The 16316-nt window shown below is 71.2% G+C and carries 16 protein-coding genes; 10 read left to right on the top strand and 6 right to left on the bottom strand.

Going from position 1 to position 16316, the window contains the following annotated elements; all coding sequences use genetic code 11:
- Positions 1–10: 10 nt before the first annotated feature.
- Complete coding sequence (cdgB, locus tag ACZ6MZ_RS13815; protein WP_469351857.1) at positions 11–1720, bottom strand: diguanylate cyclase CdgB; 1710 nt, start codon at positions 1718–1720, stop codon at positions 11–13.
- A gap of 299 nt (positions 1721–2019) precedes the next feature.
- Here cdgB and ACZ6MZ_RS13810 point away from each other — a divergent pair, with 299 nt between their 5' ends.
- Positions 2020–2631, top strand: a complete 612-nt coding sequence (locus tag ACZ6MZ_RS13810; RefSeq protein ID WP_469351855.1) for a flavin reductase family protein — start codon at positions 2020–2022, stop codon at positions 2629–2631.
- Positions 2632–2773: 142 nt separating this feature from the next.
- Here the strand turns inward: ACZ6MZ_RS13810 and arfB are convergent, their stop codons facing one another.
- Entirely contained in the window at positions 2774–3205 is a 432-nt protein-coding gene (gene arfB, locus ACZ6MZ_RS13805) for an alternative ribosome rescue aminoacyl-tRNA hydrolase ArfB (RefSeq protein ID WP_384178660.1), read from the bottom strand.
- Positions 3206–3384: 179 nt separating this feature from the next.
- Here arfB and ACZ6MZ_RS13800 point away from each other — a divergent pair, with 179 nt between their 5' ends.
- Positions 3385–3960 carry a TerD family protein gene (locus ACZ6MZ_RS13800; RefSeq protein ID WP_389790064.1) on the top strand — a complete coding sequence of 192 codons (576 nt, stop codon included), beginning with the start codon at positions 3385–3387 and terminating at the stop codon, positions 3958–3960.
- Positions 3961–4157: 197 nt separating this feature from the next.
- A complete protein-coding gene (locus ACZ6MZ_RS13795; protein ID WP_469351852.1) occupies positions 4158–4667 on the top strand; it encodes a GNAT family N-acetyltransferase in 510 nt (169 codons plus the stop codon).
- A gap of 58 nt (positions 4668–4725) precedes the next feature.
- On the opposite strand, the gene ACZ6MZ_RS13790 is transcribed toward ACZ6MZ_RS13795, so the two are convergent.
- Positions 4726–6129, bottom strand: a complete 1404-nt coding sequence (locus ACZ6MZ_RS13790; RefSeq protein WP_469351850.1) for a M1 family metallopeptidase — start codon at positions 6127–6129, stop codon at positions 4726–4728.
- A gap of 336 nt (positions 6130–6465) precedes the next feature.
- Here ACZ6MZ_RS13790 and ACZ6MZ_RS13785 point away from each other — a divergent pair, with 336 nt between their 5' ends.
- Positions 6466–7014, top strand: a complete 549-nt coding sequence (locus ACZ6MZ_RS13785) for a hypothetical protein (RefSeq protein WP_389790058.1) — start codon at positions 6466–6468, stop codon at positions 7012–7014.
- Between the two features lie 182 nt (positions 7015–7196).
- Here ACZ6MZ_RS13785 and ACZ6MZ_RS13780 read toward each other — a convergent pair whose 3' ends face one another.
- Positions 7197–7433 (bottom strand): hypothetical protein, encoded by a 237-nt coding sequence (locus tag ACZ6MZ_RS13780; RefSeq protein WP_469351848.1) that lies wholly within the window; start codon positions 7431–7433, stop codon positions 7197–7199.
- Between the two features lie 111 nt (positions 7434–7544).
- Between ACZ6MZ_RS13780 and ACZ6MZ_RS13775 the strand changes: the two genes are divergently transcribed.
- On the top strand, positions 7545–8042 hold the full coding sequence (locus ACZ6MZ_RS13775; RefSeq protein ID WP_384178650.1) for a hypothetical protein: 498 nt from the start codon (positions 7545–7547) through the stop codon (positions 8040–8042).
- 317 nt (positions 8043–8359) lie between these two features.
- Here the strand turns inward: ACZ6MZ_RS13775 and ACZ6MZ_RS13770 are convergent, their stop codons facing one another.
- Entirely contained in the window at positions 8360–9097 is a 738-nt protein-coding gene (locus ACZ6MZ_RS13770; RefSeq protein WP_389790054.1) for a pentapeptide repeat-containing protein, read from the bottom strand.
- 98 nt (positions 9098–9195) lie between these two features.
- Here ACZ6MZ_RS13770 and ACZ6MZ_RS13765 point away from each other — a divergent pair, with 98 nt between their 5' ends.
- The 3 genes from ACZ6MZ_RS13765 to ACZ6MZ_RS13755 all read left to right on the top strand — a co-directional run bounded on the left by ACZ6MZ_RS13765 (position 9196) and on the right by ACZ6MZ_RS13755 (position 13188).
- Positions 9196–10491: an NAD(P)-binding protein gene (locus ACZ6MZ_RS13765; protein WP_469351845.1), complete on the top strand. Its 1296-nt coding sequence runs from the start codon at positions 9196–9198 to the stop codon at positions 10489–10491.
- 63 nt (positions 10492–10554) lie between these two features.
- The gene (locus tag ACZ6MZ_RS13760; RefSeq protein WP_469351844.1) at positions 10555–11553 is read left to right on the top strand and encodes a zinc-binding dehydrogenase; all 999 of its coding nucleotides are present in this window, start codon (positions 10555–10557) and stop codon (positions 11551–11553) included.
- Between the two features lie 93 nt (positions 11554–11646).
- The gene (locus tag ACZ6MZ_RS13755) at positions 11647–13188 is read left to right on the top strand and encodes an MFS transporter (protein ID WP_469351842.1); all 1542 of its coding nucleotides are present in this window, start codon (positions 11647–11649) and stop codon (positions 13186–13188) included.
- A 36-nt stretch (positions 13189–13224) separates the two neighbouring features.
- Here ACZ6MZ_RS13755 and ACZ6MZ_RS13750 read toward each other — a convergent pair whose 3' ends face one another.
- Positions 13225–13716 carry a GNAT family N-acetyltransferase gene (locus tag ACZ6MZ_RS13750; protein ID WP_469351840.1) on the bottom strand — a complete coding sequence of 164 codons (492 nt, stop codon included), beginning with the start codon at positions 13714–13716 and terminating at the stop codon, positions 13225–13227.
- 170 nt (positions 13717–13886) lie between these two features.
- On the opposite strand from ACZ6MZ_RS13750, the gene ACZ6MZ_RS13745 reads away from it, so the two are divergent.
- Positions 13887–14543, top strand: a complete 657-nt coding sequence (locus tag ACZ6MZ_RS13745; protein WP_469351839.1) for a rhomboid-like protein — start codon at positions 13887–13889, stop codon at positions 14541–14543.
- Positions 14540–15931, top strand: coding sequence for an NAD(P)/FAD-dependent oxidoreductase (locus ACZ6MZ_RS13740; RefSeq protein WP_469351832.1), 1392 nt, complete (start codon positions 14540–14542; stop codon positions 15929–15931). Before ACZ6MZ_RS13745 ends, ACZ6MZ_RS13740 begins: the two co-directional genes overlap by 4 nt.
- Positions 15932–16316: the final 385 nt, after the last annotated feature.

Genomic DNA, 16316 nt, shown 5'->3' with positions numbered 1-16316 from the left:
AGCCCTCTTCTTAACCGGCCCGCCGGTGATCCTTGTTCCGCGACCGCTTTTCGATGTACATCCGCTGGTCAGCGGATTGCAGCACTTCCTCCACCGACATCCCGCAGCTCGCCCAGCTAATGCCGAAGCTCGCCCCGACCCGGACCGCCCGTCCGTCCACCCTGATCGGCGGAATGATCGCGTTCCGCAGCCGTACGGCGAGGTCGGCGGCGTCCGCCGCGCCCAGGCCGTCCGCGAGAACGACGAATTCGTCACCCCCGAGCCGGGCCACGGTGTCCCCGTCCCGTACGCCGGTCGTGAGCCGGCGCGCGACCTCGATCAGGACCGCGTCGCCGGTGTTGTGGCCGAAACGGTCGTTGATCGACTTGAAGCCGTCGAGGTCGCAGAAGAGGACCGCGAGGCCCTTCGTACCGTCGTCGGCCTCCCCGTCGCCGGCGGGCGCGGTCATATGGACGTGGTGGTCGAAGGACCCGCCGCCGACCGGCAGGCCGAAGCCGTCGAGGCCGAGGCCGCCGCCGAGGGCCGCCTTCTCCTCGTACCCGTCGTACGCGTCGTATCCGGGCTCGTACAGGACGGTGCCCTCGTACCCGCCGTACGCCGCGTCCAGGGCCTCGACCGCGGTCTCCCGCATGGCGTCGGGGCGCGAACAGAGCCGTGAGCTGAGGCGTGATCGCAGCTCCGCGCTGTTCGGCAGGCCGGTGAGCGAGTCGTGCGAGGCGCGGTGGGCGAGCTGGAGCTCGCGGCCCTTGCGCTCCTCGATGTCCTCGACATGGGTGAGCAGGAAACGGGGGCCGTCGGCGGTGTCCGCGACGACGGAGTTGCGCAGGGAGACCCAGACGTACGTGCCGTCGCGGCGGGTCAGCCGCAGTTCGGCGCGGCCGCCCTCGGCGGAGGTGCGGAGCAGCGTCCCGATGTCCTCGGGGTGGACCAGGTCGGAGAAGGAGTGGCGGCGCATCGCGGAGGCCGGGCGGCCCAGCAGCCGGCAGAGCGCGTCATTGGTCCGCAGCAGCCTGCCGTGCTGGTCACCGCCCATCTCGGCGATGGCCATGCCGCTGGGCGCGTACTCGAATGCCTGGCGGAAGGATTCCTCACTGGCCCGCAGCGCCTGCTGTTCGCGCTCCAGCCGGACGAGGGCGCGCTGCATGTTTGCTCGCAGCCGGGCGTTGCTGATCGCAATCGCCGCCTGGGACGCGTACATCTGCAGGGCTTCCTGCCCCCAGGGCCCGGGACGGCGGCCGCCGCGCGGCCGGTCGACGGAGATCACACCGAGCAGCTCGCTCCCGCCGCCCGACGCGTACATCGGGGCGTAGAGACGGTCCTGCGGGTGCCACTCGTCCTCGAAACGGGGGTCGGGGCCTTCGGTGTACCACTGCGGAACGTCGTCCTCCAGCAGGACCCAGCCCTCGGTGTGCGATATGAAGCGCAGCTCGCCCCAGCTCTCGCCCATCGCGAGGCGGCGCTCCCAGGAACCGCGGGAGCCGACCCGGCCGGTGATCAGGGCTTCGGCGGCCGCGCTGCCCGCGAAGGCGGCGACGACCAGGTCACCGTCGGCCTGGACGACATTGACGCACGCGAGCTGATAGCCGAGTCCGTCGACGACGCCGTCGGCGACGGTCTGCAGCGTGTCAGCAAGACTTCGGGCCGTGTTGAGTTCGGCGACGGCCTGATGCAGCTGCCGCAGGGTCGCAAGACGGACATACGGCTCCGACTCGGTCTCCATTGCTCGCTCTCCCCGAGACCTCGACAGCAACTCCAGGATTCTCATCGACTCTCGTGTTGCACTGTCCTCGCAACTGAATCACAGCGAGCTGTGCGGCCGGTACACAGGGTCAACAAATACTGCACACTGTGACTCAAGTCACATCATATGATGAAGGAGCGGCGAATTTCATGGGAGCGCTCCATGGCTTCTTGAACGCAAATCCGGGCGCCCAGCAGGGGTTCGGCGGGCGTCCCGAGCGCCGGCGCGCACGGCTCGGGTCCTAGGACCGGCTTGGTCCCCTGGCCCGATGCGGGCACATGACGGCCGAGACTAGCGTCTCCCCTGTGCCCCAGACGACCCCCGCGCCCCGCCCCGAACCCCTTCCCCGTGCTTCACGGGCCATCCCCCATCCTGAGGGGGTGAGCAACGACGACTTCCGCGCCGCCCTGTCCCGGCTGGCCTCGGGTGTGGTGCTGGTGACGGCCCACGAGCCCGCATCGAGCGCGGACGGCCCGCGCGGCGAGGACGCCGGCATGACGGCGACCGCCTTCATGTCGGTCTCCCTGGACCCGCCGCTGGTGCTGGTCAGCGTCCGCAACGGCTCCCGTATGGACGACCTGCTCGCCGAACAGCCGCTGTGGGCGGCGTCTTTGCTCACCGAGAACCACCGGCACATCGCGGGGCGGTTCGCGATGAAGGGCCGGATCAGCGACCGGCTGCTCTTCCAGGAGATCGCGTACCGGCGGGGCGAGGTGAGCGGAGCGCCGCTGATCGAGGGTTCGCTGGCGACGCTGGAGTGCCGTACGGAACAGCGGGTCGAGGCGGGCGATCACACGCTGGTCATCGGCCGGGTGCTGACGGTGGACCTGCCGGGCGCGGAGGGCGGCCCGCTGACCCACTTCAAGGGCCGCTACCGCCAGTTGGGTTAAGGGTAGGCGGGGCGGAGGGCCGGCGGGCGGAGGGCCCGCGGCTCGTACGGCTCCCAGCGGCTCGTACGGCTCCCAGCGGCTCGTACAACTCCCGGTGGCCCGTACGGCTCCCGGCGGGCGGGCGGGCTCGCGGCTCGTACGGTTACGACCAGCCCTGGCCCGTGCGGCCGCGCTTCGTCTCCGCGCGCTGCTTCTTCTCGCGCAGTCGGCGCTCGTTGATGCCGCGCGGGATCTTCGTCTTACGGCGCGCACGCGGCGGCGGGGCCGTCGCCTCGGCGAGCAGCGCCGCGAGCCGCACGGCCGCCGTCTCGCGGTTGCGCCACTGAGAGCGGTGCTCCGACGCGCGTACGGTGATCACGCCACCCACCAGCCGGTTCGCGAGCCGCTCGAGCGCCCGCTCCTTCCACACCGGCGGCAGCGCCTCCGTCTTCGCGAGATCGAAGCGAAGCTCCACCTGCGAGTCGCTGGTGTTCACATGCTGGCCGCCGGGCCCGGACGAACGCGAAAAACGCCACATCAGTTCGGCCTCCGGCAAGGAGACCGAACCGCGGATGACATGAGGAGACCCGGACATGTCCCCATGGTCCCGTGCCCGGGCCGCCCGCGTCACCCCTTTTTCCCGGGCGTGTCTCTCTCCCGGGTAAAGAAAGTAAAGCGGGGCGGAACCCTGCGGTCCTCTGCCTGCGTTATGTCGGGTGACGGTAACTTCGGGAGCACTCGAAGCCCGCACACGTCAACGAAAGGGACATCCCCATGGCTGTAAGCCTGTCCAAGGGCGGCAACGTCTCGCTCACCAAGGAGGCCCCGGGCCTTACCGCCGTCACGGTCGGCCTCGGCTGGGACGTCCGCACCACCACCGGCACCGACTTCGACCTCGACGCTTCGGCCATCGCGGTGAACCCGGGCGGAAAGGTCGTCTCCGACGGCCACTTCGTCTTCTTCAACAACAAGTCGACGCCGGACCAGACCATCGTCCACACGGGTGACAACCGCACGGGCGCGGGCGAGGGCGACGACGAGGCGATCAACGTCAACCTGGCGGGTCTGCCCGCCGACGTCGACAAGATCGTCTTCCCGGTCTCCATCTACGACGCCGAGTCCCGCAGCCAGAACTTCGGCCAGGTGCGGAACGCGTACATCCGCATCGTCAACCAGGCCGGCGGCACCGAGCTCGCCCGCTACGACCTGAGCGAGGACGCCGCCACCGAGACCGCCATGGTCTTCGGCGAGCTGTACCGCAACGGCGCGGAGTGGAAGTTCCGCGCGGTCGGCCAGGGCTACGCCTCGGGTCTCGTGGGCATCGCCACGGACTTCGGCGTCAACCTCTGACACGAGCGCCGACGCTGACGCGCACGCAGGAGTGAGTACGAGTGGGCCCCGGCCGCGGCCGGGGCCCACTCGCGTCAGGACCGGCTCCCCGCGCGCCGTACGGGCGCCCGCTTCCCCGCGCGGCGTACGGCCGGTTCCCCGCGCGCCGTACCGCCGGTCCCCGCCCGGCCGCGCCGCTCGTCGGTAGCCTGCGCCACATGATCGTCGAACCGCTGACGCCCGTGGACGGCGCCTTCCCCGGGCCCCTGCTGACGGAACTCGCCGCCCTCTACGCCTCCAACCGGGAGTTCCAGCAGCTCAGCGGGGACTTCCCGGACCCCGGCAACATCCGCCCCGAGCAGGTCGCGGTCTCCCTCGCCGACGAACTGGCGCACCCCGACGCGAAGGTGCTGCTCGCCCGTTCGGCGGGCCGGCTGGTCGCCATCGCCGTGACCCTCGCCCACCACCCCGACCCGGACGACCCCGATCCCTGGATCGGCCTGCTGATGGTGCACGCGCGCGACCAGCGCGCCGGGTACGGAAGCGCGTTGGCCCGGGTGGTCGAGGACCGGTTCCTGGCGGCGGGGCGTACGGGCGTCAGACTCGCCGTACTGGAAACCAACCAGAAGGCCCTCGCCTTCTGGGCCGCGCTCGGATACGTGGAGATCGACCGCCGCCCGGACACCGCGCGGGGCCGCCTCTGTGTGGTGCTGCGCAAAGCGCTCTGACGGAAGTCCGCTTACGGATAAGAGAAGCCCGCTCGTGGTCACGGACGCCCGCTCGTGGTCACAGCAGCGGCGGCTTGCCCTTGCCGTACAGCCAGCCGTTCCACACCCCGCCGAGGGGCCGGCCCGCCTCCTTCTCCGCGTACGCCGTGAAGTCGCGGGTGGAGGCGTTGCCATGACGGTACGTCCGCAGCCAGCCCCGCAGGATCGAGAAGAACAGGTCGTCGCCCACGGTCACCCGGAGCCGGTGCAGGACCATCGCCCCGCGCCCGTACACCGGCGCGCGCGAGATGTCCGCCGCAGAGGGCGGATCGGACGGCGGGAACGTCCAGTTGTCGTCATCGTCGTACGCCTCGGCGAAGTTCTCCCGTACGGGTACGTCGTTGGTGTCCTCCTCCCAGAGCCATTCCGTGTACTCCGCGAACCCCTCGTTGAGCCACATGTCCCGCCAGGACTCGGGGGTGACGGAGTTGCCGAACCACTGATGGGCCAGCTCGTGGACCAGCGTCCCGAGACTGGTCGGGCCGGGGAGGAAGGGCCTGTTCTGGGTCTCCAGGGCGTACCCGGAGTCGTCCCGCTGTCCGATGACCACACCGGTCGAGGAGAAGGGGTACGGACCAAGGGTCTTCTCCCCCCACGCGATGATCCCGGGGACCGCCGCGACCAGGTCCGCGCTGTCCTCGGCGACGGCCGGATCGACCGCCGAGTAGACGGGCAACGCGCCCTTCGATCCCCTCGTCGCCTTGGTCTCGTACGGGCCGATGGCGACCATGGCCAGATAACTCGCCATCGGCTCCGCGCAGTGCCAGTCGAAGGAGGTACGGCCGGCCGTCGTACGCTCGCTCGTCAACTCGCCGTTGGAGACGGCCTTGAGCCCCGTGGGCACGGTGACCCGGATGTCGTACGACGCCTTGTCGCGGGGGTGGTGATTGCCCGGGAACCACGCCATCGAGCCGGTCGGCTCGCCCAGCCCGACCGCACGCTCCCCTGACCTGAGCCAGCCCTCCTCCGACTCGTCTGGGTCGGTGATCGTGCGCGGCGTACCGGAGTAGCGGACGACCGTACGGAAGGTGTCGCCCCGGCCGAGGGCGGCGGGGGGCCGCAGGGTGAGCTCCGTACCGGCCCGGTGGACGGTGGCCCTCCGGCCGTCGACGGTCGCGGAGTCGACCGTCATCCCGGCGAAGTCGAGATTGAAGGCGCTGAGGTTCTGGGTGGCGCGGGCGGTGATCTCGGCGGTGCCCTGGAGCCGGCCGGTGGCCGGGGCGTAGTCGAGGGTCAGTCCGTAGTGCGTGACGTCGTAACCGCCGTTGCCGATCTGCGGGAAGTACGGATCGCGCAGGCTCGCCGCGCCCGGCCGGGCGTGCGCACCGCCGTCGGTGCAGCCGGCGAGGACGGCCAGAGCCACGCCGAGGGAGACGGCTACGGCTACGACACGGCCTGGGGCTGCGGGAGTGCGCTGGTCCACGCGGTGATCGTAGGCCGCGGAGGGCGGCGGACGGCTGCGGCACGGCTCGGCGGCGGGGCGATGCTTCCCGGCGGCCGGCCTGCCGTCACTCGGCCGCCCGTCTGCGCCAGTCGGCCACGGTCTGCCGCCACTCGGCCGCCGTCTGCGCCACTCGGCCGCGGCCGGTGACCTCCGTCGGCGGCCGCTCCGGCCTGGCGTGGGCGTGTTGATGATGATTGGTCGAAGGGCGGTACTTCGATGCGGTGAACCCGCGGGTGATCTTGGTTGGTGGAGAGCCGGGCGTAGCAGCCTTCCTGTGACCGGGCGCTTCCCGCGCCCTGACGGAAGGACACCACCATGCTGCGCACCGTCGCAGGTACGTTCGCCGCAGTCGCCGCTCTCGGCATCGGCGTAGCCGCCCCCGCAGTCGCCGCTCCGGTGCCGGTGACGGGCCTGAACTGTGACGGCGACACCTACAAGTGCACCGCCAACCTCCGCTTCGGCGACGGCAACTGGAAGGCGAACTGGAACGTCAGCGTCTTCCACCAGGCGACCAGGACCGCGACCCCGACCGTGGCCGCGCCGTCCATGGCGGCCCCGTTCCTGGCGGCGTCGGCCCCGAGAGCCGCGGCCCCCGTGCCGGTGACGGGGCTGAACTGTGATGGCGACACGTACAAGTGCACCGCCAACCTCCAGTTCGGCGACGGCAAGTGGAAGGCCAGCTGGAACGTCAGCGTCTTCCACCAGGCGACCAGGGCCGCGACACCGGCCCTGGAGGCCAAAGCGCCCGTGCCGGTCACCGGCCTGAGCTGCGACGGCGACACCAACAAGTGCACCGCCAACCTCAAGTTCGGGGACGGCAACTGGAAGGCCGCCTGGAACGTGACCGTCTTCCACCAGGCGTGACGCACGGCCTCCGGTCCGGCGTGCGCCGCGCATCCGCCGAGCGGTGTCAGGGCATCGCTCGGAGCGCGCCACGCGCCGGACCGGAGGCCACACCGAACCGCGCCGGCGGACTCCCGCCCCGGCCGGCCCCGCGCGCCCTCGCTTGATCAGATCCGCGCCCGCACTTGATCAGATCCGCGCGCTCACTTGATCAGGTCGTTGCCGGCCTTCACCGCGCCCTTCACGGCGCCCACCTTCTTCTCCACCTTGTCCCCGGCGACACCGTCCGCGACCGGCTCGGCCTTCGCTCCGGCGGCAGCCGCGGTCTGGGCCGCGCCACTCAGGGTGCCGCCGAAGTCGGCTGCCTGGGCGGCGGGAGCGACGGCGGCGAGGAGCGCGGAGCCGGCCGCGGCGGTGGTGAGGAATCGACGCATGTTCATGAGCGGTACAACGCGCGGGCAGGTCCCCAGGACACGCCCGGCACACGCCCTGATCCCCTCCGTGCCCGGGGCCGCGCGGCCCGCGCGGCCGGCCGTGACACCATCGGGCCCGTGCTCGACATCGGCTACTCCCTCTCCCGGCGCTTCCCGGATCCCCCGCAGACCGACTACCGCCTCGCGGACGTCCGGGCGCTGCGCCACGACCTCTTCTGCGGGGACGTCTATCTCGCGGACACCAAGGCGGACCGCGAGGTGTCCACAGCCTGGGGATGGGTGCCGGTGCTGGACTTCGCCTGGGCGCTGTGCGACATCGTCGAGCAGCTCGACCGCGACCCGCGCGGCAGCCGGGCGGCCAAGCCGCAGTACGCCGAGCTGGACTTCACCGAGTCGGCCGACCGCATGCTCTTCCAGCGGCGCTTCGGCTGGGTCGATGTGGAGGCCGACTGGATGCCCGGCGACGAGCCCCCGCTCAACTTCAGCCACCGGCTGCTGCGCCGTGAGGCACGCGACTTCCTGCACGACCTGATCGCGGACCTCACCGATATGCACGAGGGCCTGGCCGACAACCCGATCGTCTGGGATCTCCAGTCCCGCTTCCCCCGCGCCTGACCAGCTACGTTGTAGGACCCACGCATCGCCCCCACAGCGCGGTCACAGACCCCACTCAACGATTTTCGAATCGGCAGGCGTACATCCCGCATCACCGGGCACACGAGGACTTGCCGAGGTACTGCCGGGAACCGGGCGACCTGTTCCTCCCCCCACAGAAGGCCGTACCTCTGGAGCACCACGAAGGCCCCGGCCCATCCCCCCAGGTCGGGGCCTTCGAAAATCCCCGCCCCGAGGCGAGCCCGGCCCAGGCCCTGAGGACTGTCGGTCGGACAGGACCTAGTGCCCCTCCCAGCAACGTTTGCCCCGTCGCGGCACTAGTCCTCCACCCGGACTCCTATCTGCGCCGCGAACGCCGGTGCCAGCTGGAGCAGTTGCGCCGAGTTGATCACCGCGCCCGACAGCCGTTCCAGCCCGCGCGCGATATCCAGCTCGGCGACCGTCCGCAGATCGACGTCCTTCATCCGTACGCCGCTCAGATCCGCCCGCCTGAGCACGCAGTCCCGGAACTCCACCCGCTCCAGCTCCGCGCCCGCGAAGTCCGCCTCCGACAGGACGCAGCCCTCGAAGACCACATCCTTCAGCCGGGCGTCCCGCAGATTCAGATAGTCGATCTTCCCGCCCCGGAACAGCACCCGCTCCAGCACGGCGCCGTGCAACTGCGCGCCGCCGAGGCGCGCGTCGACCACCTCCACATCGCGCAGCGACGCCCTCGCGAGATCCGTGCCCACCCCCCGGACACCGCTGAGCACGCAATCGATGAACCGCGCCCGCACGAGCGTCGTCTCGTCCAGCGCGCAGTCCCGCAGCGCGCAGTCGATGAACCGCGCGCCAGGACCGTCCTGTCCGCCCAGGTCGAGGTCCTTGAACTCCAGCCCGTCGTAATCACCGTCCGGGTCGAGCCCGCCGCCGTACGGACTCAGCGGCGGCAGCCGCACCTCCGCCCGCCGCACCTCCACCCGCTTCGCCGAAGCCCCTCTCGCCCCTCTCGCCCCGGACGACCCGCTCGCACCACTCGTACCGCTCGCACCGCTCTTCGTCGCCTTCCGTGCCATGCCCCCATGGTGACGCACGCCACTGACAACGCTCCGATGTCACATCGAGACGGCCGGCATCCGTCACATCGGTGAGAGCGAGCGAAGGAGACACCGTCATGAATCCCAGAAATCGCGTCACCGTCGTCGGGGGCGGGTTCGCCGGGCTCACCGCGGCCATCACCGCCGTCGAGTCGGGCGCGCACGTCACCCTCTACGAGGCCCACCACACCCTCGGCGGGCGGGCACGCACCGCGGAGGGCCCATATCTGACCAACGAAGGCCCGCATGCCCTGTACCGCGGCGGGCCGCACTGGGCTTGGCTGCGGCAGCGCGATCTGCTCGGCCCGATGGCCACCGTGTCCCTGCGCGAAGGGCTCCGCTTCCGCTTCCACCGCGGCGGCGCGCTGCGCAGGACCCCGCCCCTCGGCCTGCTCGCACTCGCCCGCCGCAAGGCGGGACAGGCCCCGGTGGACGTCGACTTCATGACCTGGGCCACCGAGGTGGCCGGCCCGCACACGGCCCGCACCGCCGCGAACTATGCCGCTGTCGCCGTCTATCACCACGACCCGGGCGCGCTCTCCGCCGCCTTCGTCCAGGAGCGGCTGCGGCGCGCCACCTCGCTGCCGCCCGAGGCCCGCTTTCCGGTCGGCGGCTGGGGCAGGCTGATCGACCGGATGGCCGCGCACGCCTGGAATCTGGGTGTCCGGATCGAGACGGCCGCCCGGATCGACACCGTTCCCGAGGACACCCCCGTCATCGTCGCGACCTCCCTGGAAGCGGCCCGCCGCCTCCTCAAGGACGACAGCCTGCGCTGGCCCGGCGGCCGTACCGCCCTGCTCGATCTGGCGCTGCGTACGGGCAGGGGCGAGCCGTTCGTCATCTCCGACCTCGACGCCCCCGGCTGGCTCGAACGGTTCACCTCGCAGGACCCGTCCCTCGCCCCGGCCGGCGAACAGCTGCTCCAGGGACAGTTCCCGGTCGGCCCCGGCGACTCCAGGGCGGACGGCATCGCCCGCGCCGAAGCCCTGCTCGACCTGGGGTTCCCCGGCTGGCGCGAGCGCACCGTGTGGCGGCGCGAGGCCCTCGCGACCGGCCGTACGGGAGCCGTCGACCTGCCGGGCACCACCTGGCGCGACCGGCCCCGGATCGACCGCGGCAATGGCATCCAGCTGGCCGGCGACCAGGTCGCGGCGCCCGGCGTGCTCTGCGAGGTGGCGTTCAACAGCGCGATCGGGGCGGCCGCCCTGGCCCTCGGGCAGCTGAAGCACCTGAAGGCCCCGAGCGGCGCCAGGGGCCTTACGCCCCCGAAGGGCGGCGCGGGATCCCTGACGGGCAGCACGGGATCCCCCAAGGGCGGCCAGGGTTTCACGCCCCCTCACGCCCCCGTCGGACCCGGGGCCGACGCCGCTTGACCTCAAGCATGGTTGAGGTCGGAGGCTGATTGCCGCAGCCAGCCGACCCATAGGGAGCCCGCCATGCGCGCCGTCCGCCTCCACGCCTTCGGCCCCGCCGAGAACCTCACGTACGAGCGGACGGAGGACCCCGTCCCCGGCCCCGGCCAGGTCCGGATCGCCGTCGCCGCCGCCGGGGTCCATCTCCTCGACACCGCCCTGCGCCAGGGGATGCGGGGCCCGTACCCGGCCCCGGCCGAACTGCCCACCGTCCCCGGCCGTGAGGTGGCCGGCACGGTCGAGGCGCTCGGCGAGGGCGCGGACGCCGGCTGGCTCGGCAAGCGCGTCGTGGCGCATCTCGGCATGGCCCCCGGCGGGTACGCCGAGCTCGCCGTCACCGACACCGCCCGGCTCCACGAGATCCCGGCCGGGCTCGACGAGGCCGAGGCGGTCGCCATGATCGGCACGGGGCGTACGACGATGGGCATCCTGCAGTTCGCGGACCTGGGCCCCGGTGACATCGCGCTCGTACCGGCCGCGGCGGGTGGCATCGGCACGCTCCTCGTCCAGTACGCGAAGAACGCCGGCGCCACCGTCATCGGCCTCGCCGGCGGCCCCGCCAAGGTCGCCCGGGTCGCCGCGAACGGCGCGGACCTGGCCGTCGACTACACCCTGTCCGACTGGCCGGAGCGGGTAACCGCCTATCTGGGTGACCGGGGCGCGACCGTCGTCTTCGACTCCGTCGGCGGGCCGGCCGGACTGGCCGCCGTCGGCCTTCTCGCCAAGGGCGGCAAGCACCTCGTCTTCGGCTGGTCCGGGGAGGGCCTGCACGACGGATCGCCACTGACGTTCACCGACGAGGAACTGACGCAGCGCGGCATCACGTCCGAGTCCGTCCTCGGTCCCGTGATGCTCCAGAAGGCGGGCGGTGACCTCCGCGTACTCGAAGAGCGCGCCCTCGCCGAGGCCGCGGCCGGCCGCCTGCGCCCCGCCGTACAGCGCTTCCCGCTCGCCGAGGCCGCGCGGGCCCACCGCGCGCTGGAGACCCGCGGAACCATCGGGAAAGTCGTCCTGGAGCCGTAGCGGCGGGGCCCGGGAATCGCGAGGGGCGAAGAGGACCGATTCATGGTGTTGTGGGTGAGGTCCGACAGAGATCCACTGCGAAGGAAGATCTCGATGAGCGAGGACCCAGAGCCCCCAGAACCCCCAGAACCCGGCACCTCCGAGACCGGCGCCTCCGAGACCGACACCCACCGCTGGTGGGCCCTGGCCGTCATCGCGACCGCCCAGCTCATGGTCGTACTCGACGCCACCATCGTGAACATCGCGCTGCCCTCGGCCCAGCGGGAGCTCGGCCTCACCAACGGCAACCGGCAATGGGTGATCACCGCGTACACCCTCGCCTTCGGCGGACTCCTCCTGCTCGGCGGCCGTATCGCCGACCTCGTCGGCCGTAAGCGCACCTTCATCATCGGCCTGATCGGCTTCGCGGCGGCTTCCTCGATCGGCGGCGCCTCCAGCGGCCCCGAGATGCTTTTCGCCGCCCGCGCGCTCCAGGGCGTCTTCGCCGCCCTCCTCGCCCCGTCCGCGCTCTCGCTGCTCACCACCACCTTCACCAGCGGCAACGACCGCGCCAAGGCTTTCGGGATCTTCAGCGCCATCGCGGGCGGCGGCTCCGCCATCGGCCTGCTCCTCGGCGGTGTCCTCACCGAATACCTCAGCTGGCGCTGGTGCCTCTACGTCAATGTCCCGATCGCCGTCATCGCCGTCATCGGCGCGTTCACCCTCCTCAGCGACCGGGCCGGCACGCGCGGGGCGCACCTCGACATCCCCGGCGCCATCCTGGGCTGCGGCGGACTCGTCGCCATCGTCTACGGACTCAGCGAAGCCCAGTCCGACAGCTGGACCGCCCCGCTCGTCCTCGGCCTGCTCTTCGGCGGAATCGCGCTCCTCTGCGCCTTCACCTGGTGGCAGACCCGCTCGCCCGCCCCGCTGCTGCCCCTGCGCATCGTCCGTGACCGCAACCGCGGCGGCTCCGTACTCATCATGTGCCTGACGACCATCGGGCTGTTCGGGGCGTTCCTCTTCATGACGTACTTCCTGCAGAACATCCTCGGCTACTCGCCGCTGAGGACCGGCCTCGCCTTCCTGCCGCTGTCCGCCGCGATCATCATCGGAGCCACCCAGATCTCCGCCCGGCTGCTGCCCCGCGTCGGGCCACGGTTTCTGCTGACCCCGGGACTGCTGCTCGCCGCGGGCGGGCTGTACTCCCTGACCTTCATCGACACGCACTCCAGCTACCCGGCCCACATCCTGCCCGGGACCACGCTGCTCGGCCTCGGCCTCGGGCTCACCTTCATGCCCGCCATCGCCACCGGCACCTCGGGAGTGCCTCCGAAGGACGCGGGCGTCACCTCCGCGACCGTCAACACCGCGCAGCAGGTCGGCGGCTCCATCGGAACGGCGCTGCTGAACACCATCGCGACGACCACGACGAGCGCCTACCTGGCGACCCATCTCGCCGAAGCGGCCAGAAAGGGCGGCCTCACCCCGGCCGAGAAGGCCAATATCGTGAACACGGGCACCGTCCACGGCTTCACCGTCGCCATCGCCTGGGCGGCCGTCATCCTGGTCGTCGCGGCGGTCATCGCGGCGATCCTCGTCACCGCCGGCTCACCCCGCAGCCGCGAGGCGTCCGAAGCCGCCGCGGGCACCTGACGCCGCGCACACCTGACACCGCGCGCACCTGACCGTCTAGTCGGCGGCGGGCTCACCCGGCCCACCCAGCGCACCCAGCGGCTCGTCCGTCAGCCGGAACACCGTCCACCCGTCCTTGGGCCGCGCGCCCAGCGACCGGTAGAACGCGATCGACGGCTCGTTCCAGTCCAGGACCGACCACTCCAGCCGCTCGTAGCCGCGCTCCACACAGATCCGCGCCAGCTCCGTCAGCAGCGCCGTACCGTACCCGCCGCCGCGCCGCTCAGGGCGTACGTACAAGTCCTCCAGATAGATGCCGTGCACCCCGCGCCAGGTCGAGAAGCTCAGGAACCACAGCGCGAACCCCACCGCCTCCCCGTCGTCCGACTCCGCGATATGCGCGAACGCCGCGGGCCGCTCACCGAACAGCGCCTCACGCAGCTGCTCCTCGGACGCCCGGACCTCGTCCAGGGCCTTCTCATACGCCGCCAGCTCACGGATCATCGCGTGGATCACCGGAACATCAGCGGCCGTGGCAGTACGAATCATGACCGCAGCCTGCCCTCTTCCCCGGCCACAGCGCCAGCGGCGACCGAGCGACGGACACCGACCGGGGCCGAGCACCCGCAACGGACGCCCGATCGGGGCCGAGCGCCGCCCACTCCGGATCCGGAATGTCGATCACCTCCCGGATCCGACGGCCGTGCGTGAATCGGCCCATGCGCCGCATCCTCCACACCGTCCGTACCTGGATCACGCGCGCCCCCGGTACCTACCTCTGGCTGGCCGCCCTCTTCGTCACCACCGTCGCCCTCCACCACATGTCGCCCGAATTCGAGAAGCAATTCCTGCTCCAGCGCTCGACCAACATCCACGAACTGTCCACCAACCCCGTCCGCGTCCTCATCGCCAGCGCCTTCTGGATCGACAGCGGCAGCTGGCTCCCCTACGCCCTGCTCTACACCCTCTTCCACGCCCCCGCGGAACACTGGCTCGGCACCCCGCGCTGGCTCGCCGTCGCCGCCCTCGCCCACATCGGCGCCACCCTCATCAGCGAAGGTGTCCTCGGCTGGGCCATCCACCACGGCCACGCCCCGCAATCCGCCCTCAACACCCTCGACGTCGGGGTCAGCTACGCCCTCGCCGGAGTCGTCGCCGTCCTCACCTACCGCGTCCCCCGCCCCTGGCACCTGCCCTATCTGGCCGTCGTCCTCATCTTCTTCGGCACCCCGCTCTTCACCAGCCGCAGCTTCACCGACCTCGGCCACTTCGCCGCCGTCCTCATCGGTCTCGCCTGCTACCCCCTCACCCGCGGCCGCCGCCCCCGGCAGAACCTGGACAAAAATACGAACAACGGTGTACGAACACCCTCATGACGAGCACGATCAACGGCGGCATCTCCTTCTGGTACGCGCAGGACGGCATCCCCGCCCCCCGGGAGCCACTCCCCGGCGACGCGACCGCCGACGTCTGCATCGTCGGCGGCGGCTACACCGGCCTCTGGACGGCCTACTACCTCAAGAAGGCCGTCCCCTTCCTCAACATCACCGTCCTCGAAGCCAAGTTCTGCGGCTACGGCGCCTCAGGACGCAACGGCGGCTGGCTCTACAACGGCATCGCGGGCCGCGACCGCTACGCCCGGCTCCACGGCCACGACTCCGCCGTACGCCTCCAGCAGGCCATGAACGACACCGTCGACGAAGTCGTCCGCGTCGCGGCGGAGGAGAACATCGACGCCGACATCCACCAGGGCGGCGTCCTGGAAGTCGCCTACACCCCGGCCCAGCTCGCCCGCCTCAAGGCCCACCACGCCGCCGAGATCGCCTTCGGCGAAACCGACCGCACCCTCCACGGCGCCCGCGAAACCGCGGACCGCGTCCGCGTCACCGGCGCGGTCGGCTCCAGCTGGACCCCGCACGGCGCCCGGCTACACCCCGTCAAGCTGGTCAAGGGCCTCGCCGCGGCCGTAGAAGCGCTCGGCGTCACCATCCACGAATCGACCCCGGTCACCGAGATCAAGCCCAAACACGCCATCACCCCGTACGGCACCGTCCGCGCGCCCTACATCCTGCGCTGCACCGAAGGCTTCACCGCGGCCCTCAAGGGCGCCCGCCGCAGCTGGCTCCCGATGAACTCCTCGATGATCGCCACCGAGCCCCTGCCCGCCGCCATCTGGGACACCATCGGCTGGGACGGCCGCGAAACCCTCGGTGACATGGCCCACACCTACATGTACGCCCAGCGCACCGCCGACGACCGCATCGCCCTCGGCGGCCGTGGCTACCCGTACCGCTACGGCTCGAAGACCGACAACGACGGCCGCACCCAGGCCGCCACCATCGAAGCCCTGCGCGACATCCTCGTCCGCTTCTTCCCCACCACCGCGGGCGTCCGCATCGACCACGCCTGGTCCGGCGTCCTCGGCGTCCCCCGCGACTGGTGCGCCACCGTCACCCTCGACCGCTCCACCGGCCTCGGCTGGGCCGGCGGATACGTGGGCTCCGGCGTCGCCACCACCAACCTCGCGGCCCGCACCCTCCGCGACCTGATCCAGCAGGACTCCGGCCAGTCGGGCCCCACGGACCTCACCACCCTGCCCTGGGTCAACCACAAGGTCCGCAAATGGGAACCGGAGCCCTTCCGCTGGCTCGGCGTCCACGGCATGTACGCGGCCTACCGCACCGCCGACCGCCAAGAATCCACCGCCCGTACCACCACAACCCACCCCATAGCCCGCACCGCCAACCGCATCTCCGGCCGCTGAACCACGCACGAAAGCCCAGGCCCCCACCACCGGCCCGGGCTCCCGGCGCCCCTACCAGCTCATGACCCGCAACCGTCCCCTCAGGCCCGCAAGCCCGTCATGCGTGGTATTCGACTTCCGGAGTTCGGTTCCACCACCCTGCGCAGCGCTCGGTCATCACGCGCGAACTCCGCCAGCACCTTGCCAGGGAATCACGTCCGCCTCGGCGCTCTTCGGGAGGTCGACCGGCGCGTGAAATCCAGCCGATCAGAGAACAGCGGAGTTCGCCTTTTTCAGCCTCACGGAGGCTGTCAGCGCAGAGCTGACGCACAGCATCAATCTTCAACCGGCCGGGTGCAGCACCTGATCGCATCGCTACAGTCGACGCAGGGTTTTGGCACCTCTC

It is taken from the genome of Streptomyces sp. NPDC042201, from assembly GCF_055582185.1.
This window is presented reverse-complemented; position numbering and strand designations above follow the sequence as displayed.

Excerpts from the sequence above, each read along its gene's own strand:
- ACZ6MZ_RS13750 (WP_469351840.1), bottom strand. The coding sequence starts at position 13,716 with ATGATTCGTACTGCCACGGCCGCTGATGTTCCGGTGATCCACGCGATG.
- ACZ6MZ_RS13795 (WP_469351852.1), top strand. The coding sequence starts at position 4,158 with ATGATCGTCGAACCGCTGACGCCCGTGGACGGCGCCTTCCCCGGGCCC.
- ACZ6MZ_RS13755 (WP_469351842.1), top strand. The coding sequence starts at position 11,647 with ATGAGCGAGGACCCAGAGCCCCCAGAACCCCCAGAACCCGGCACCTCC.
- ACZ6MZ_RS13740 (WP_469351832.1), top strand. The coding sequence starts at position 14,540 with ATGACGAGCACGATCAACGGCGGCATCTCCTTCTGGTACGCGCAGGAC.
- ACZ6MZ_RS13810 (WP_469351855.1), top strand. The coding sequence starts at position 2,020 with ATGACGGCCGAGACTAGCGTCTCCCCTGTGCCCCAGACGACCCCCGCG.
- ACZ6MZ_RS13800 (WP_389790064.1), top strand. The coding sequence starts at position 3,385 with ATGGCTGTAAGCCTGTCCAAGGGCGGCAACGTCTCGCTCACCAAGGAG.
- ACZ6MZ_RS13780 (WP_469351848.1), bottom strand. The coding sequence starts at position 7,433 with ATGAACATGCGTCGATTCCTCACCACCGCCGCGGCCGGCTCCGCGCTC.
- ACZ6MZ_RS13785 (WP_389790058.1), top strand. The coding sequence starts at position 6,466 with ATGCTGCGCACCGTCGCAGGTACGTTCGCCGCAGTCGCCGCTCTCGGC.
- arfB (WP_384178660.1), bottom strand. The coding sequence starts at position 3,205 with ATGTCCGGGTCTCCTCATGTCATCCGCGGTTCGGTCTCCTTGCCGGAG.
- ACZ6MZ_RS13765 (WP_469351845.1), top strand. The coding sequence starts at position 9,196 with ATGAATCCCAGAAATCGCGTCACCGTCGTCGGGGGCGGGTTCGCCGGG.
- ACZ6MZ_RS13745 (WP_469351839.1), top strand. The coding sequence starts at position 13,887 with ATGCGCCGCATCCTCCACACCGTCCGTACCTGGATCACGCGCGCCCCC.
- ACZ6MZ_RS13760 (WP_469351844.1), top strand. The coding sequence starts at position 10,555 with ATGCGCGCCGTCCGCCTCCACGCCTTCGGCCCCGCCGAGAACCTCACG.
- ACZ6MZ_RS13770 (WP_389790054.1), bottom strand. The coding sequence starts at position 9,097 with ATGGCACGGAAGGCGACGAAGAGCGGTGCGAGCGGTACGAGTGGTGCG.
- cdgB (WP_469351857.1), bottom strand. The coding sequence starts at position 1,720 with ATGGAGACCGAGTCGGAGCCGTATGTCCGTCTTGCGACCCTGCGGCAG.